This window comes from Flavobacterium sp. XS2P24 (assembly GCF_030010285.1).
In the GTDB taxonomy this organism is placed as follows: Bacteria; Bacteroidota; Bacteroidia; order Flavobacteriales; family Flavobacteriaceae; genus Flavobacterium; species Flavobacterium algoritolerans.
This window is the reverse complement of record NZ_JASCRU010000029.1, coordinates 24,243-41,296: the sequence shown is the minus strand read 5'-3', so window position 1 is coordinate 41,296 and position 17,054 is coordinate 24,243. Positions and strand designations below refer to the sequence as shown.

The window sequence follows — 17,054 nt, the reverse complement described above, 5'->3', positions numbered from 1 at the left end:
AATTATACCTAAACGAGTTCGTTTACAAGCTTAACAGACGGTATTTTGAGGAAAAATTATTCGATAGGCTAGTAATAGCAAGTATTACAGGATTATGACTAAAAACGGACAATCAATTAAATCAATTACAAAAATGAATTTACTCTATAAAAGATATTACACCTATTTAATTATTTAAAAAAGATAACCTATTAGAAAAACCAAAGATTCAAAAACGTGTTCGTTGTAAAAAAACAGGAAAATGAGAAAATTATATTTATTGCTAACTTTATTATTTTTTATAACCAGTTGCGAGAACTTGCCAAAGGATTTAAAAGAAAGAAAAGATGCTAATAATAAGAAATATCATGAGTTATTAGACCAAGAAAGGATAGTGTCAAATGTTTTTTCACAATATCATACTATTTAAATGACCTTGACATCTGATTTAATTTATTAGTTTAATAATTTCTATAATCCTAAAACATTCATTCATTAAGCCTTTATCTTTAATCTGTGCCGTTGTATATGGCTTTACTGATGAAAGACTTGGAGAGAGCCTGTCAACTTCTCTTCCAGATTGCTTTTTTGTGGATGCTCCAGTTGGATGGTCTGTTGTGGTTCTGATTTTATTTGATAAGTCTTTTTTTCTATTATCCTGTTTTGTCCAATTCTGTGCAAACACAATCATTTTATCCAATATATCAATTTTCTGTTTGTCTTCATCATTGGATAGTGAATGATGATTTGAAAATGAATTAAGCTTTGCTAATTGTGACTTTGTTGCTTTTTCTAGGGCTATATACCTCAACGCTTCATCAAAACCGAATGGTTTTTTGTCTTTTAGGATGTACTTGTTTACGTTTTTTTTAAGTTGGTCTAATACACTTGGTGGTATGCTAATTAAATCATTTTGTTCCATATTCTTCTTTGATAATAAATATCTGTAAAGAAGGGTTTAATTCATTTTTTTTAAACTGAAAAAATTCAAAAAAAAATTTTTTGGCACTTTTGGATTCCATGAGGTGATTTCGGAAAAATGAGGAAAAATAATAATATTTTAAAATGCTTAATTAAACATTAATTTGTGTTTGAAGACCTAATCGTAGGTGTACATTTTAGAATAGGTATCTATGAACTGGAGTCATGGATTCTCTGGAGAAATGGCTGATTAATAATTTTATTCTTAGACTATAATATTGAGGGAGAGGAGGGTTATAACAACTTTAAAGACTCTTTTTTTTAATTGAGTATTTGACTAATAAAATTAATTATAACTAATTTTCATAGTACTTGCCATTTACGAATAATGCCTTAACTCCCATCTTAATGCAAATACGATTTACCTCAACAGATGTAAGCTTATCAGCATTCTTAATTCTGAAAGTATAATAAGTTTTATCCTCTTGATGTTGAATTTTAATTTCCATAAAATCTAATTTTGTTTTTGAAGAATGCTAATTACTTTTTTTACTGTATTTGGAGATACGTTAGTAAGGGTTCCAATTTTCCTTAATGATAAATTTGGATTTGCTTTTAGCTCCTTCACCACTTTTTTATGCTTTGCTAAAATCACCTCGTCAGATTCAAAAGTATCTTTTTGTCGTCCTTTGTATGCACCTCGGATTTTCGCTTGTAAAATCCCCTCGGATTGTCTTTCAAGGAGAGAAATTTTCTCTAAAGAGCTTAATTCGCTTAGGGTCGTTGTAATTAGATTGAAAACAGGATTTGCTTTACCGTTAATCATAGATTCTAGTCCAAGATTTTCTATTTTGACTATTACGCCTTTACTATAAAAGTATTGCAGTGTTTGAAGTACGTTTATAGTATTTCTCCCAGCACGGTCGATTGCGTGGAATGAAACGTAATTTACTTCTCCAGCTTCAACGGCTTCAATAAGTTTTTTTCCAGCGGGTCTTTCATTAAATGGAATAGAACCGCTTATTGTATCAATAAATAATATTTCATCTGGATGGGCTTTTGCCAGCTGGCGCAGGTTTGACTGTTGAGAAGTACTTTGTCTGACATATCTACATTTCATAATCTGTTGTTTTTATGTGCAATATTAGCATGGTGTATTTTGCACGGTTTTTTTAATGTGTTTACTAAGATTAAGTTTTACATTACTATTCAGTGATAAAGTATAACCTAATTTTGAACAGGATTGAAGATTACCTACCTTCAATCCAATCTATAACAGGAACCAACATGTCACAATAAGCTCCTTCAAAAGTTTTAACTGTCTCACTATTTTTGTTGATGAATATGATTGTATAGTCATCAGCCCAACGAAGACAAATTTTAACCCAGCCTTTATGTTTTAATCCATTAACTTGAAAAGCTAATCCACCTTCAAATTCTTTACTTTCGCTGATAGCTGAAAAGTTTTTGGCTCCCCAAGCCATTAAAGCACTTCTGTCAGCATATTTTATTTGTTCTAAAATTATTTGAGCTATTTCCATTGTTCTAGTTGTAGTTGCCATATTTTTTTATTTTATATATGATTAGTCTAATGCTCCAAAGCTTTTGATGTATTCTTCTTGTGTTTTAGGATTCCAGAAACTTTCAAATTGAATTCCAGTGACAGTTTCAGTTTTGATTAGCTCTGCAAGGCTCTTAATTGATTTTACTGATACAGTTCCACAAATTGTCCAAACTTGATTTATTCTGAAATCATTTCCTTTTGACTCTTCGTTTAAAATAGCATTGCCAAATTCTTTCAAATTAAAATATGGTCTGTAACCATTCTTAGTAACCAATTGAAGAGTCAATCCTTTCATGTTTTCTTTGATTTCTCTTAATTCTAATTTAAAATCTGTTGCAGTCATAAAATCAAGTGTTACTTCATTAATACAATACAAAGTAAAGCAATGTTTTATTAAAAAGCAAATATTGTTTTATTTATTTTGTAAAAAATAAAGTAATACTTTCTTTTTTGCTATATTTGTAAAAAATAAGAAATATGGAAATTCTAAGATTAAAGGAACTAATGGCTCAAAAAGGGATGAGCCGTGAAGATTTGGCAAAAAAAGTTGGGGTCTCAATGACTACCATAAGCAATATTAATTCGGAAAAGAATTTACCAACTATACATTTATTATTACAAATAGCTGAAGCCCTTGATGTAGATATAAGGGAAATGTTTGTTCCAACTAAAGGAAATTTAGTTGTACAAAGCGAAATTGAAGAAGCTAAAGCGTTGTTAGAAAAAAGTCTTCTGATTTTAAAAGGAAATATTTAAACTTTCACTTATTAATTTGATGATAGGGTTTTACTCATGTTCCTAATCGCAGTATTCTTGATATTATTAAAAAAGAGATAGACAATTTTGACTGGGATAAAAATGCTGATAATATTCAGTTTTAAAAAAGTTAAGATGAGAATGATTTTCATATCTCATTTTATCAATATGGAATGGCAATTCTATTAGTTAATTAAAGAGGACTTATTTTACTCTAAGTCCCCTTAAGCTTATGATTATTTAATTAATGGTAGATAAATATTCCATTTCATTCTTATATGATAATTTATCGACTTTCACACCTAATGATTGTTTTGATTTATATGTTATTCTGTTTAATTTTTCTCTATGGGACTTATCTATAATTTTAAACGCAGTCAATAAATCAAAATCTTCTTGTACAATATTATTACCTTTTAGGTTTAGTTGATTATGTGTTGAAATTATTTCAGTATCAACAACTTTTACATATTCAATATTATTTCTCATTGTATTCACTTGTAACAAACAATCTTCCTGTATTAAAAACAAACCGACTAAATTTCCCTGAAGACTAAAACCATTACTGTAAATCCTTCCTAAAGTTTTCTCTAAAATAGTTCTAACTTCAATTTTATTAACGCAACCATTATCATAGCATTGAAGTAAAAATCCTTTTTTGAAGTTATTGTAAATAAGAACTTCTTCGGCTGATTTTTGAATATCTAGTTTTTTACGACTTATAATATATTTACCATTTATGTAAATATACATATATGCAATAATTGAATTGGTAGCTATGTTATAGTCAATATTGAGATTGTTGTTTTCAGATTTTTGGTCTGAATAAAAGTCAACATTTTCTTCAAATAAATTAATTTGAATTGGTTGTTCTAATTCTATATGTTTAGATATAGGATGGTTATCATTTTCTTCTCTATTTATTTTAAATATTAGATTATTTTCATTTGATAGTCCATTACTGAATTTTCTTTCAAAAAAGAATATTAAATCATTTCCAGTAATAACTCTCGTTTCATTTCCTTGTCTTTGATAGAAATTATCAAAATATGATACTGGTTTATCATATGACGGAATAATTATTTCACAATATTCTAAGTTGTTCGAACTTAAAAATTTAAATTCAATATGTGAATTAACATCTTTGTTAAATGATTTAACTATAGTGGCTCTAATCTCTCTTTCAAATTTATCACTAGTAGCTGATTTACCAAAATAATCATAATCATTTTGCAAACCTATTATTTCGCCTGAATCATTTACCCCGATAAATAAACTTCCACCTTTTGAATTTAAAAAACCAGCAATTGTTTTCATTATTATGCTAGATTGTTTTTCTATATCAAGACTATTATTACCCGCATAATACACAAAAGAAGTTTTGAATTCTCTATATGTCCCTTCTTTACCAAGATGTAATATTTCTTCTACTAATTCTACTTCTTTTTCTTCAGAAATAAAATCGTTGTTTATAACTGATATAACATCATTAAATGTATCTACTTTCTCATTAGATAAAAATTCAAAAATCAAATCTTTAGTTCGAAGAAGAATTACATCATTAGGGCTGTCAAATTTTAAAAGATTGTGAGCTAACAGCATATTTATTAGCTTTAACTCCTCAGCATTCTCAACCTCTTTTCGAAGTGCAATTAATTCGGGGATACTTTCTAATTTATTAAATAGGTTAAGATATTTATATCTATCATTTATTACTTCCAATGATTTAAATATGCTTGTTGTTTTTTCATCAATAGGTTCAAACTCTAAACTAATTTCATTGTTAGATTCTTGCTTGAAATTGTATATGTTTAGATAATAATTGATTAAACTTTCAAAATAGAATGATTTAGGGCTTTTGTTTACAGATGAAAGTAGTTTTAACAATTGTAAACATTCAACTTTTCGCAAATTATCCTTCTCAAAATGCATTATATTTTCAATACAATTAATTAATTCAGATAATAATTTTTCTATTTTTTTTGAATTGTCGATTTCGACTTCGCTTACACTAATTATTCCTGTTCTAACAAGAAAATTTCGTAAAACCTGTTTTTCATTGAAATTTCGTTCAGAATTTGCAATATAAGCTAATCCTAATGTGGATTTGTTAGAATTTAAATCTATAATTTTAAATTTATATACTTTTCTTTCCTGTATTTCATTATTTTTATCTCCAATATATATTGATGCAAAATGACCATTTTCAGTTATTAAAAAGGCAATATTTGCGTAAATATGCATGACTTTTGCGTCCACAACATCATCAATATTTGTTTCATCTAAGGTTCTAATCCAAATTTCATTAGACATGGTGAATGTTATTCCCGCTTCATCTATTTTTTTTATTTCTACAGTTAATTCATCACCTGAATTAATGACATCTTCAAAGTCTTCAATATTCTTTCTAAAAATATCATTTAAATTGATAATCCCTTCACCTTCAAAATTGGGTTCCATAATTTTCAAGAATAATATCTTATTATTATTCTTCATGTAATTTTTAGCAATAACTCTAACACTTTGGCCAGCAGATAAGTCTGAATTTAAGTTATTAACTTCAATTCGCTTGATTTCTAAATTAGTAAAGTATTTTTTCCAATTAATAGTACAATCATTAATGTTTAAGTTATTATCGATATTTAGTTCGCTTTCAATATCATAATGACTAGAAATACAAATACTATTGTTAAAAAAAGATTTTAAAGTATTCAGTTTTAAATCTCTAGTTCTGCCATTATAAAGCTGTTGTCTTGATAATATTGCCCATCCATTCCTTGTTGAATATATGGCTCCATTATTGTTGTAAACCTGACTATTAACGTACTCTTTTGGAGCATTTTGATTTTCAATAACTAATTCGTTAAAAATATTTATATCAAAATTTGCTACTAAGTCTGTTTTTAAAGAAATAGATTGAGATGTAACAATACATTTTATTGCTTTGTTTAAAAAACTTATTTTAATATTTTCATCATTAGTAAGGTGACTAAGATATCGAAACATTATTGCAGACTTTAAAATAGCTATTTCATAGTTTTTGTTTTTATTATTTAATATAATTTGTAAACCTAAAATTTTTATAATATTCTGTAAAGCATTCTTTGTTTCATCGTCAATGAGGTTTTGTCCGTTATTTAATAAGACAGGATTTAAATCATACTTTTCAATGTTTATTTTATATTCTAGTATTCCGATGAAGTTATTTACATCAAAAGTATTTAATAGGTCTCCCTTATTTAAAAGTAAAATAATCTCAACAATTTCACTTGTATTTTTAAGATTATTATGTGAAGTATTGAAAATAAGATTCTTAAAAATATTTACTTTATCATCTCGCAAATAACTACTAACTCTCAAGGTCTTTAATACATCTTGAATGTAATGTTCACTTTGCTGATTTTTTATCAGTATTAAAGCTTCTTTTCTTATTCTAGCATTTTTAAGTTGTTGTTCTGCTTTTTGAATGATAGTAGGTCTTTTTTCAGGACTGAATTTTTGTAAAAAGTCAGAACCTTCTAGCATCCATTCTTCAATTTCAAGATATAAATCAGAGAATTCAATTGCTATTTCTAACAAGTTTTCTTTTACAGAATTATGGATATATTCATTCAAAAAACTCAAATAAGAAAAAACCCAAAGATTTTCTCTTTTCTCGTAATCTTCAAATAATTGTACGTAATGCTTTTCTTTGTAAATATCTTTTTTAAGTTCATCCCTAATAAAATAAAAATATCTATCTATCTCATCTGATTTGTTTATAAATTCAAAAATTGATTCAACATAAGTAAATGAACCATGTCTTTCAGGTGCATCTATATTAAGTACCACATGACCTTTTTCATCAATTCTTTTTACATATAGCCAAATATTTTGCCCCGATTGAACATCTTCAAATTCATCATTATCAAAATCATTACTATAGAGTTTATGAGTAAATCCATATTTATCTGTAAGAATAAAATATTTAGAATTATTGTTGGAGTCATTCTCTTGTGAAACAACATTAAATTCATGCTTATTGCCTTCCTTATATAAATTGAGAAGCAAGTTATACCTATCTTGAAAAAGCTTTATTTTATCCTCTGATACTTGTGCTACAATACAAACAATTGTTTCAGGTAAATTATCTTTATTTTGAAAAGAGAATGATTTAACTGTCGATTTATAACCTTGATAATCTAATAATATTATAGAAATATCTTCATCAATAACCCTAAAGCCTTCAACTTTAAATTCATATTTCTCTCCTAATTTAAATAGACTAGTTGCATCTTTTGCGTCATTTTCTAATGTAAAAAAGGCTCTGTTAAAAGTGTTTTTTGATTGAAAAATAAGATGATTTTTTTCTTTGTCTATTCTATCAATAGTTAGTTTTATTTTTTTTTCATCAACAATATGTTTTTCAAACGAGAGAGGTATGAAGGAAGTATAATCCTCTGAATTTTCAATAATAAAACCTTTTTCTATTTTGTCTACAATGCCGAATTCATATTCTTTACCCTCGATAAAATCATTTAAAACACTATACTTCATAGATGGTCTTTCTAAACTATCTAATGAATTTATCTGCATTACGACATTATCATTTACTAATTTTGAGATTTTTTTACAAGCATATGTTAAACCAGTTCGTTCATTTAATAAAATTGTACTTCTGTCCTTTTGTTCAATAATTTTAAATTTTACATGCTCGTTCAAACTAAGTTTTCCACTGTTAGTTAAAATTATTTTTGGATGTTTTTCTTTTATATTATCCATTAAATCAGATACAATGCTTAATTTAAGTGAATTATCATAGCAAAATTTATTTACAAGTAGCGCACAGGTGGTTTGGTTTATTTTCAAATTGGGATTTGACACCATTACTATACCTTTCGATTTCAAAAAATCTATAGCTGTTTTAAGTGATATGTCTAATTTTCTTAAAATTTTCGATAAACGAATTTCTGCATCATTCATTTTATTTCCTTTTATATTTATTTTTCTAAGTTTCTTACTTTCTAAACTGCTGATAAACCTTCTTCAACATATAATCCTTTACAATATTTCCAAACTCTTTATCATTCATCATTTTGGTGAAAATATCCTGATTTTGTTCCATTCTGCTTATGGTTGTATCCATGAATTTATCCTCAAAACCATATTTAAAATTTTCCATTGTATTGGATTTGGCTTGAAGTCCTAAACTATTATCAGCTATCAACTCTTCATATATCTGGTCAAAATAGAGTTTATCAGCTGTACTAAATTCTGTTCCAAATCGTTTGTTTAACACGTTTATGATTTCCGATAAAGCAGTTTCTTCTTCTTGACTCATTCTAATTCCAGCTGAACCACCACCTTCTAATTCATAAACGCTTTGTGGTTCTAGGAGAATATCTTGCTCGGCAATTTTTTGAAGGCGGTAATATTCTAATGAAACTTCGTCACCCAACTTGAATTTATCATCTTGACTGGTTCGAGGTAATTTCTTGATTAAGTATCTAGTATAGGTAAACAACTTTTCCAAATCAATATCTGAAAATGGCATTATTTGAGTCAAAAATGAATAGGTTCTGTTGAAAACTTGTAAAGTATTTTTTAAGTCCTCTTGTGTTATTTCTGTACCAATTGTATTCTCTTTTGACTGTTCTTTTGGTAGTTTTTTAAATCGGTCAACGGCTGGGTCAACAAAAGAATATAATTTCTTTTGGTCTGAAACAGTAAGGGTTTTCGCAGACTTAAAATACACATTACAAAAATTGTCAACTTCAGAATGCCAAATGATTTGTGAAGCATCTATTTGTGCTTTCAGGTCATACAAATGGTTGGGGTCTGAATTTTCTATGATGGATGTTGATTCATAATACGGTTGAAACGAATTTAAAATATCTTCGGTTTCATTGGCAAAATCTAGAACAAAAGTATCTTCTTTCCCAGCAGACATTCTGTTTAATCGTGATAGTGTTTGAACCGCTTTTACTCCAGATAATTTTTTATCCACATACATGGTGTGCAACAAAGGTTGGTCAAAACCTGTTTGGTATTTATCAGCTACTAACAATAATTGGTATTCATTGGATGCAAATTTCTTGGGCAACATTTTTTCAGCAAAACCATTTAGTTCTACTTCTGTTACTCCTTCGGGTGAGGCTTCATAGATTACTTTTCCTGAAAAAGCTACAATGGTTTTTACATCCGTATATCCTTTTTCGGAGATGTATTTATCAAATTCTTCTTTGTAGCGTACAGCGTGAAGTCTGGAACTACTCACTACCATTGCTTTTGCTTTTCCACCTATTTTTTTTGAAACAACTTGTCTAAAGTGTTCCACCATAACTTCTGTTTTTTGAGCTAGATTGTGTGGATGCAATGACATAAAACGTCCTATTGCTCTCGATGCTTTCTTCTTGTTTACTTTGGGGTCATCTTCTATTTCTTTGGATAACTTGAAGTATGTTTTATAAGTCGTGTAGTTTTTAAGTACATCCAAAATAAAGCCTTCTTCAATGGCTTGTTTCATCGAATACAAATGAAAAGGTTCTGGTTTACCATTGCTTCCTTTTGTACCAAATACTTCTATTGTTTTTGGTTTTGGTGTGGCAGTGAATCCAAAGAAGCTTAAATTATCTTGTTTGCCACGTGCCAGCATTGATTTTCTTATTTCATCCTCAGCATCTTCCTCAAGTCCTGTGTAGGCTTCATCTTTTTCAGCATCTTCTAATGATTTGGATGACAATACTTCTTTCATTTTTTTGGTCGCTTCACCACCTTGAGACGAGTGTGCTTCGTCAATAATCACAGCATATTTTCTAGCTGGGATTTCTCCAATCTTTTCTAAAATAAAAGGGAACTTCTGTAAAGTAGTAATAATAATATTAGAGCCAGCAGTTAAAGCATCTGCCAACTGCTGAGAATCTTTGTCTATCTTTTGAACCACACCGTCTTTATGCTCAAACTGATATATAGTGTTTTGCAATTGTGAATCTAAAACTTTTCTATCGGTGATTACGATTACCGAATCAAATATTCTGTTATTGTCATTATCATGTAAACTTGATAAACGATAAGACAACCAAGCAATTGAATTGGATTTTCCTGAACCAGCTGAGTGTTGAATTAGGTAATTTTTTCCAGCTCCATTGCTTCTTGCATCTTCAGTAGCTTTTCTAACTACTTGCATCTGGTGAAATCTCGGGAAAATGATGCTTTCTTTTTTCTTTTTAATTCCATTTAGTTCAAATTCTTCCACACTGAGGTGAAGGAATTTACCAATGATGTCCATGAAACTGTCTTTTGTCCAAACTCCAGCGTTTCCATCAGGAAGTTTATCCCATAAATAAGAAGTACGGTAACCGTGTTTATTCAAAGGATTTCCAGCTCCATTATTATTTCCTAAGTTGAAGGGTAAATAGCGAGTGCGTTTTCCATCTAATTTAGTGGTCATATAACATTCATCAGCATCTACAGCAAAATGAACTAAAGCTCTTTTTTTAAATAGAAAGATTGGTTCATTAGGTTCACGGTCGTACACATATTGCTTTTTAGCATTTTCTACGGATTGACCAGAAAACTGATTTTTAAGCTCTATAGTTGCAATTGGTAAACCGTTTAATGCAAATACCATGTCAAGTGAGTTTTTACCCACACGCTCATAATACACCTGTCTTATGACGGATAAGTTATTCTTGTTGTATAATAATTCTGCATCAGGGTTTAAGGTACTTTCAGGCTTGAAAAATGCCATTTGAAATTTAACCCCATAATCAGTAAAACCGTTACGAATAACATCAAGAATACCACGTAAGTCTATTTCTTTGATTAAGCGTTGGATTACTTTTTTATCCACTTCGTCTTTGTGAATATTAGCCAATTTAGCCCACAAAATAGGTTGGGATTCTTTCAGAAAGTTGATGATGTAAGCAGGAAACAATCCTGTTTGTGCATCAAAATCTTCTGAACGACCTTTAGTGTAACCTCCGTTTTCTAATAAAGCTTCTTCTATTGCTCTTTCAAAGGTTAGTTCCGTATGTATTCCTTTTGCCATTGTTTATAATTCTAAAAAAATTAACAATCCTTCAAACATTGCTTCAGATTGCTCTTTAGTAATTTTATCTTTTGCTACTTCGTAAGATTGCTTAACTTTCATACTACTATCATTACTCAATTGTAAATCCAGTGAATTGTTTAAGAAAACCTCTAAGTTTGGAGAAAGCTCTAATCCTTTTCCTTTAAGTTTAGTTGTATTTAATAATTTGGAGTTATCCAACGGTTCATCTTCATCCCAAATTGAATAATAGTTTGTGATTCCCATTGCAACACAAAGCCCCGTAAAGTAGGCAACACCTCCTTTTCCACCACAACTTATTATTGAAACACCTTTTCTATCTAAATCATAATTCCAATATAACTCAGCTAACGTTTGATAGAATATTTTATCAGAATCACCTTCAACAAGAACTACTTTTTTTGCAAAAAATATTTCATTCCTTTCTGTGTTGAAATGTGTATAAATTTTAAACCTTTGCTTTTCTCCTTCAATGGCATTGATAAAATTTTTGTTTTTTTGTGTATTGATAGTTCCATCTTCAGTTGTTTTACATAACATCTCAATCTCATAAGCACGGGATGCATCTATGAAATTTGGATTATGAGATGTATAAAAAATTTGAGACGTATTAGAAATTTCTTGAAAACTTTTATAGAGAGCTCTTTGAGCTTGTGGATAAAGATAAATCTCAGGTTCTTCAATACCAAAAATCACATTTCCTCCCATCAATTCCGCATAGGTTTGAAAAATTGATATAAGAATCAAATTCTGCATTCCTGAACCCACTTCTTCTGAATCAAAAATTTTATCTGAATGGTCTTCCGTCAATGTTATTTGAAGTGTTTTATAAAACCAATTTAAATTATAAATGTTAAGTTCAGGTTTCATGCCAGAGCTTAAACCTAAAGAGTTATTTGAACAATTTTTCACGAATGAATCAGAGAATTTTTTAAATGTTAAACTTTCTACATCAAAATCATCTTCTAGAAATTGTCGTGGTTCTGACATAATTTCTTTAAATGTTTCTCGTAATTGTTCTTCATTGCCACTATAAAAATTGACATAATTCTGATAAACTTCTTTCATCAGCTTACCTAATAATGTCCAATTTGTTACCCTTAATTGACCATTTAAATCTCTATTTGACGGGATATAAATAAAATGACATTTTCTTTTAAATTCATCATTGACAAAAAAATCACGCTCTACATCGTAACTTTTTAATCTTACCTCACATTTAAATTCGGGATACATTTCCATATAGAGAGTAATGTAATTGATACTATATACTGTACCGTAATATTCGTGAGGTAGCGGAATATTAAAATCAATTTTAATCTCGATAGGTTTACTAGTATCGTTGAACAATTCTCTGGCAACTTTAGCTTTGGTAGCCCAACCTTCACCTAAAGTTAAATCTATTGCTTTAAGAACATTGGTTTTGCCAACACTATTTGCCCCTAAGATTGCACATAGTGAGTTTGGTTCAAGTAAAATCTCCTTTATAGACCTGAAATTTTTAATGTGAATGGTTTTTATCATAAAGATTAATTTAAAATCACATTTCTCACATCCACCTTACCCGTAACCACTTCGCTAATCAAAGCCGTTTTGTATTCTTTTAATAGTTCGATTTCTTGTTTGGATTTTGAAATTAAACTATCTATTCGAATTGTTTCACGGTCGAGGAAATCAGCTATTTGAATTTGTTCTTCAATTGAAGGAATGGCAATAAAAATTTGTTTTAAGTCAGTAGTACTGAATCTAAATACTTTTAAGCCCTTAGCATACTTTTTTAATTCCAAACGAAATTGTCGTGCGTATTGATACAGATACTTTTCGTATAAAACCTTTCGATTAGGTTTTAGTAAAATTTGCTCTCCACCCAATAAACCTATATTTCCATTATTGTAGAAACATGTATGTCCTAAGTCTTCAACTGTCTCAGATGTTGAAATTAGAATGGTATCACCTTTTGAAACAATCTGACTTTCTTTAAAAAACTCACTGTTTACAAAGAAGTTAAAACTATCATCAACAATATCAACTTTATATGTTTTACCATATTGTAGAGCTACATATTCTCCATTTTTAAGTAATTCATCTTTTTTAAAACCTGTATTACCTCTAACAATATCTGTTACCCAATCAATTCTATAGCTTGTCCAATGTTCAGGAATTTCTCCCAGCCATTCAATCCCAGAATCTTTCATCTTAGCTTGTGGGTCTAAACCTTTGGTAACAGCTTGATTGATTACAGCAGTGTGTTCTTCTTGTAATAAACTAATAAACTGCTCTTTTTTAGCAATTAAAGTGTCAATTTGAGAAGTTTTGTGGTCTAGGTAGTTTGAAATTGAAGTTTGTTCATTTAAAGGAGGAACTAGATATTTTTCTTCAAATAAATCTCCATTTGATAAATGTTTTACAGTTGTATAATATGTTAAATCATTAATAATTTGAAGATAGTACGGAAGTGAAAAAAACAAAAAATTAATAGATAATCCATTAATTCCGTATATTTTACATAATCTTTGATTTAGCAAAGCTTTTCCTTTACTCCATTTAGTGATATTAAAATCACCATCCATTCCAATAATAATATCTTCATTATCAATAATAGCGTTATCAATAATTTCACCTTTATAATATGTGGAAAAATTTGCTGATTTTAAATCCCGTATTCTTACAAGTGGCATCCCATCGTTTTCGTCTTTGGAAAACAAATTACTATTAAATGGATATCCATTAGTGAATCTTAAAACCTCTTTTCCTCTTAAAATATTCCAATGCTCTGGAACTTCACCAATCCATTCAATCCCTGAATCTTTATAGTTATCGTACTTTTTCATTATCCAATAACTTCTTTAAGTAAACCATCTGTTTCTTGCTCAATCGCCATAATGTCTTTACGAATATCATCCAAAGAACGTAAAGGTTTATATTTATAGAAATATTTAGTAAAATTAACCTCGTAACCAATATTAGTTTTACTTTCGTCTATCCAAGCATCAGGAACGTGTGGCAACACTTCTTTTTGCATGTATTCTTGCATATCAATTGTCAACGGAATATTCTCGGTATCACGTAAAGAAGAATCGGCTTTCGGGTTTCCTTTTTTATCGGTTACTATTTGTCCTTTGTCATTACGTTCTGGTCGTTCTACAGTTACCTTAGCATATCCAAAATTTTTGTTGTCGAATATCTTAGAACATTCAGAAGCTTTGAAACTACCGTAAATTTCGGTGATTTCAGCAATTTGTTTTTTGGTAATTTCGTTACGCTTGTTACCTAATGATTTACTCATTTTCTTGAAGAAATCAACGGCATTTATCAGTTGTACTTTTCCTTTGCGTTCTTTAGGCTTGTGGTTGGAAATTACCCATACATAAGTTGATATTCCTGTATTGTAAAACAATTGATTAGGTAGTGCAATTACCGCTTCTAAGAGGTCGTTTTCTATAATCCATTGACGAATACTGCTTTCGTTTTTAGTCTTGCTGGGAGAGCCAGAAAAGAGTGGTGAACCGTTGAATACCAATGCCAAACGAGAACCACCATCTTCAGGACGTTTCATTTTGCTCATTAGGTGCATCAAGAATAAAAACGAGCCATCACCCACAGAAGGTAATCCAGCACCAAAGCGTCCACCATGTCCTAACTGTTCATGCTCTGCTTTTACAGGTTTGGCAAATTTTTCCCATTTCACCCCAAAAGGAGGGTTGGTAATTAGATAATCAAATTTTTCGTTCTCTAATTTGTCTTCAGAAATAGAATTTCCTTTCTTGATGTTGGAAGCATTTTGTCCTTTTATCAACAAATCTGATTTACAGATTGCATAGGATTCTGGATTTAATTCTTGTCCAAATACTTCTAGACGTGCATCAGGATTCAACTCATTTAAGTATTCTTCAGCAACAGATAACATTCCACCAGTTCCAGCACAACAATCATAGATGGTTTTGGTGATTCCTTTCTTGGTCAAAATATCTCTATCGTTCAAGAACAGGATATTTACCATCAGTTTAATTACTTCACGAGGTGTAAAATGCTCTCCAGCGGTTTCATTTGAAATCTCAGCAAATTTGCGAATCAATTCTTCAAACATATATCCCATTTCCATACTTGAAATGCGGTCAGGATGTAGGTCTATTTCTTGAAAACGTTTGATAACCATGAACAATAAATTGTTGTCATCCATTTTATTAATTTGGTTTTCAAACTCAAATTGCTCAATAATTTCTCTGGCATCTTCAGAGAATCCGTTGATGTAGTTTCTAAGATTTAAAGCAATATTGTTTGGGTCAGCAACCAACTTATCAAAAGTAAAATTGCTTCGGTTGTGAAATTTATATCCAGAAGCCCTGTTCAATAATGCATCAAGGTCTTCAATTCCAGTATTTTTTAATTGTTCGTGTTTTTTTAAAACATCCTCTTTTGAAGATTCTAAAACGCAATCCAATCTTCTCAGTACAGTTAATGGTAGTATTACTTTACCGTAGTCACTTTGTTTGTAATCACCTCTTAGTAAGTCAGCAATAGACCAAATAAAATTGGCTGATTCTTTAACGTTTTTCATTTATTATTTTGAATTGAAATAGTATTTAATGTTCAATTAATGTCATTGACTCTTAATTACCTACTCGATTAACATTGTTATAGGTATCTAATAAGCCTGTTTTATGAATGCTAAAAGTAAGATAAAATATCCCATTTATCATACTATTATTTGTAACTATTGAAAGTATTCATTGATGCATTAATCCCATATTTCAATGCTAATAATCATTTTTTAAGAGTCACATTCTTTTATAGCAATACATCATTCCTAATTTACTTTGGTAATATGTGTTTTGCAAGGTTAAAGAATAAAATGATAGCATCCTTACGGTTTTCCGCATTTTGTGTCTGTTTTATTTTTTAAGCTTTATGAATAATCGGTTTGAAGGAGTAATTATTCAGATGAAATTTGAAATACCGAAAAAATGATTCATAATTTTAATTAAAAAAAAATGGAAAACGCAATCCTATTACATAATTTGGCACCCAAAGATTTGGAGGAATTAATCACAAGAGTGGTAAGCAAACAACTAGAAGCATTTGTAAAAAATGCACCTATCGAAAATCCAGACGAATTATTAACCAGAGCGGAAGCATCTAATTTGTTGAAGATTAATATTACTACATTACATAATTGGACTAAAAAAGGTCAAATAATAGCATGCGGTATTGGTAATAGAGTCTATTATAAACGTGGGGAATTGATGGGAAGTTTGATTCGAATTAACTAATTAAAAGACTGATTTTGATGGTAAAATAATTTCAAATTCAAAAAATATAGGGAGTGTGAACACAGTATCATATTTATGAAGTGATTATTGACTGAAAAGGGTTTTAGAAGGGTGGTAATCAATGATTGGGAATATGTGGTGATAGAACGTTTACAGGAGCATGTGGGGGAACTAGGGAGGTTTTTTACCCCATTAAGAAGCAAAAAGGTACGATGGGCTGGGTCTATTTGTTCAAGTTGAGATTGGATGCTGTAATCGCTCACCTTTTCCTAGGGAAGTTGAGATGTTAGCTTCCGAAAAACTTATTTTTGAGTTGAGATAGGTTTTTCTTGAGTATTAAAGTTATTAGGTTTTTAAATAAGTTTAGTTGATATGTTTTTTCTTAACCTTTATCTTTATGTGTTAGTGATGTATCGGAGTATAAACGAAGATACTCACTAGAACACATAATAATTTAATATACACACTCTCACCTCACGGAGTGAGTTATATTACTATTATAGTATATGGTATA

At 29.7% G+C, this 17,054-nt stretch carries 11 protein-coding genes and 1 pseudogene; 3 read left to right on the top strand and 9 right to left on the bottom strand.

The window, feature by feature from the left end; genetic code table 11:
- Nucleotides 1-98 (top strand): annotated as a pseudogene (locus QLS31_RS14145) (IS1595 family transposase); the annotation flags it as partial.
- 329 nt (nucleotides 99-427) lie between these two features.
- Here QLS31_RS14145 and QLS31_RS14140 read toward each other — a convergent pair.
- The 4 genes from QLS31_RS14140 to QLS31_RS14125 all read right to left on the bottom strand — a co-directional run bounded on the left by QLS31_RS14140 (nucleotide 428) and on the right by QLS31_RS14125 (nucleotide 2,807).
- The gene (locus QLS31_RS14140; RefSeq protein WP_282744393.1) at nucleotides 428-901 is read right to left on the bottom strand and encodes a hypothetical protein; all 474 of its coding nucleotides are present in this window, start codon (nucleotides 899-901) and stop codon (nucleotides 428-430) included.
- Between the two features lie 513 nt (nucleotides 902-1,414).
- The gene (locus tag QLS31_RS14135; protein ID WP_282744390.1) at nucleotides 1,415-2,020 is read right to left on the bottom strand and encodes a recombinase family protein; all 606 of its coding nucleotides are present in this window, start codon (nucleotides 2,018-2,020) and stop codon (nucleotides 1,415-1,417) included.
- A 130-nt stretch (nucleotides 2,021-2,150) separates the two neighbouring features.
- Complete coding sequence (locus QLS31_RS14130) at nucleotides 2,151-2,462, bottom strand: hypothetical protein (protein ID WP_282744389.1); 312 nt, start codon at nucleotides 2,460-2,462, stop codon at nucleotides 2,151-2,153.
- Between the two features lie 21 nt (nucleotides 2,463-2,483).
- Complete coding sequence (locus QLS31_RS14125) at nucleotides 2,484-2,807, bottom strand: hypothetical protein (protein WP_282744388.1); 324 nt, start codon at nucleotides 2,805-2,807, stop codon at nucleotides 2,484-2,486.
- Between the two features lie 134 nt (nucleotides 2,808-2,941).
- On the opposite strand from QLS31_RS14125, the gene QLS31_RS14120 reads away from it, so the two are divergent.
- Nucleotides 2,942-3,220 carry a helix-turn-helix transcriptional regulator gene (locus QLS31_RS14120; RefSeq protein WP_282744387.1) on the top strand — a complete coding sequence of 93 codons (279 nt, stop codon included), beginning with the start codon at nucleotides 2,942-2,944 and terminating at the stop codon, nucleotides 3,218-3,220.
- Between the two features lie 240 nt (nucleotides 3,221-3,460).
- Here QLS31_RS14120 and QLS31_RS14115 read toward each other — a convergent pair whose 3' ends face one another.
- From QLS31_RS14115 to QLS31_RS14095, 5 genes are read right to left on the bottom strand one after another with little or no spacing between them, the layout of a single operon-like run.
- Nucleotides 3,461-8,182, bottom strand: coding sequence for an ATP-binding protein (locus QLS31_RS14115; RefSeq protein ID WP_282744386.1), 4,722 nt, complete (start codon nucleotides 8,180-8,182; stop codon nucleotides 3,461-3,463).
- A gap of 34 nt (nucleotides 8,183-8,216) precedes the next feature.
- The gene (locus QLS31_RS14110; protein ID WP_282744385.1) at nucleotides 8,217-11,249 is read right to left on the bottom strand and encodes a DEAD/DEAH box helicase family protein; all 3,033 of its coding nucleotides are present in this window, start codon (nucleotides 11,247-11,249) and stop codon (nucleotides 8,217-8,219) included.
- Nucleotides 11,250-11,252: 3 nt separating this feature from the next.
- A complete protein-coding gene (locus tag QLS31_RS14105) occupies nucleotides 11,253-12,794 on the bottom strand; it encodes an AAA family ATPase (protein WP_282744384.1) in 1,542 nt (513 codons plus the stop codon).
- A gap of 5 nt (nucleotides 12,795-12,799) precedes the next feature.
- Nucleotides 12,800-14,101, bottom strand: a complete 1,302-nt coding sequence (locus QLS31_RS14100) for a restriction endonuclease subunit S (protein ID WP_282744383.1) — start codon at nucleotides 14,099-14,101, stop codon at nucleotides 12,800-12,802.
- On the bottom strand, nucleotides 14,101-15,828 hold the full coding sequence (locus QLS31_RS14095) for a class I SAM-dependent DNA methyltransferase (protein ID WP_282744382.1): 1,728 nt from the start codon (nucleotides 15,826-15,828) through the stop codon (nucleotides 14,101-14,103). The genes QLS31_RS14100 and QLS31_RS14095 overlap by 1 nt, the downstream gene beginning before the upstream one ends.
- A gap of 433 nt (nucleotides 15,829-16,261) precedes the next feature.
- Here QLS31_RS14095 and QLS31_RS14090 point away from each other — a divergent pair, with 433 nt between their 5' ends.
- Entirely contained in the window at nucleotides 16,262-16,540 is a 279-nt protein-coding gene (locus tag QLS31_RS14090; protein WP_282744381.1) for a helix-turn-helix domain-containing protein, read from the top strand.
- The last annotated feature ends 514 nt before the right edge of the window (nucleotides 16,541-17,054 follow it).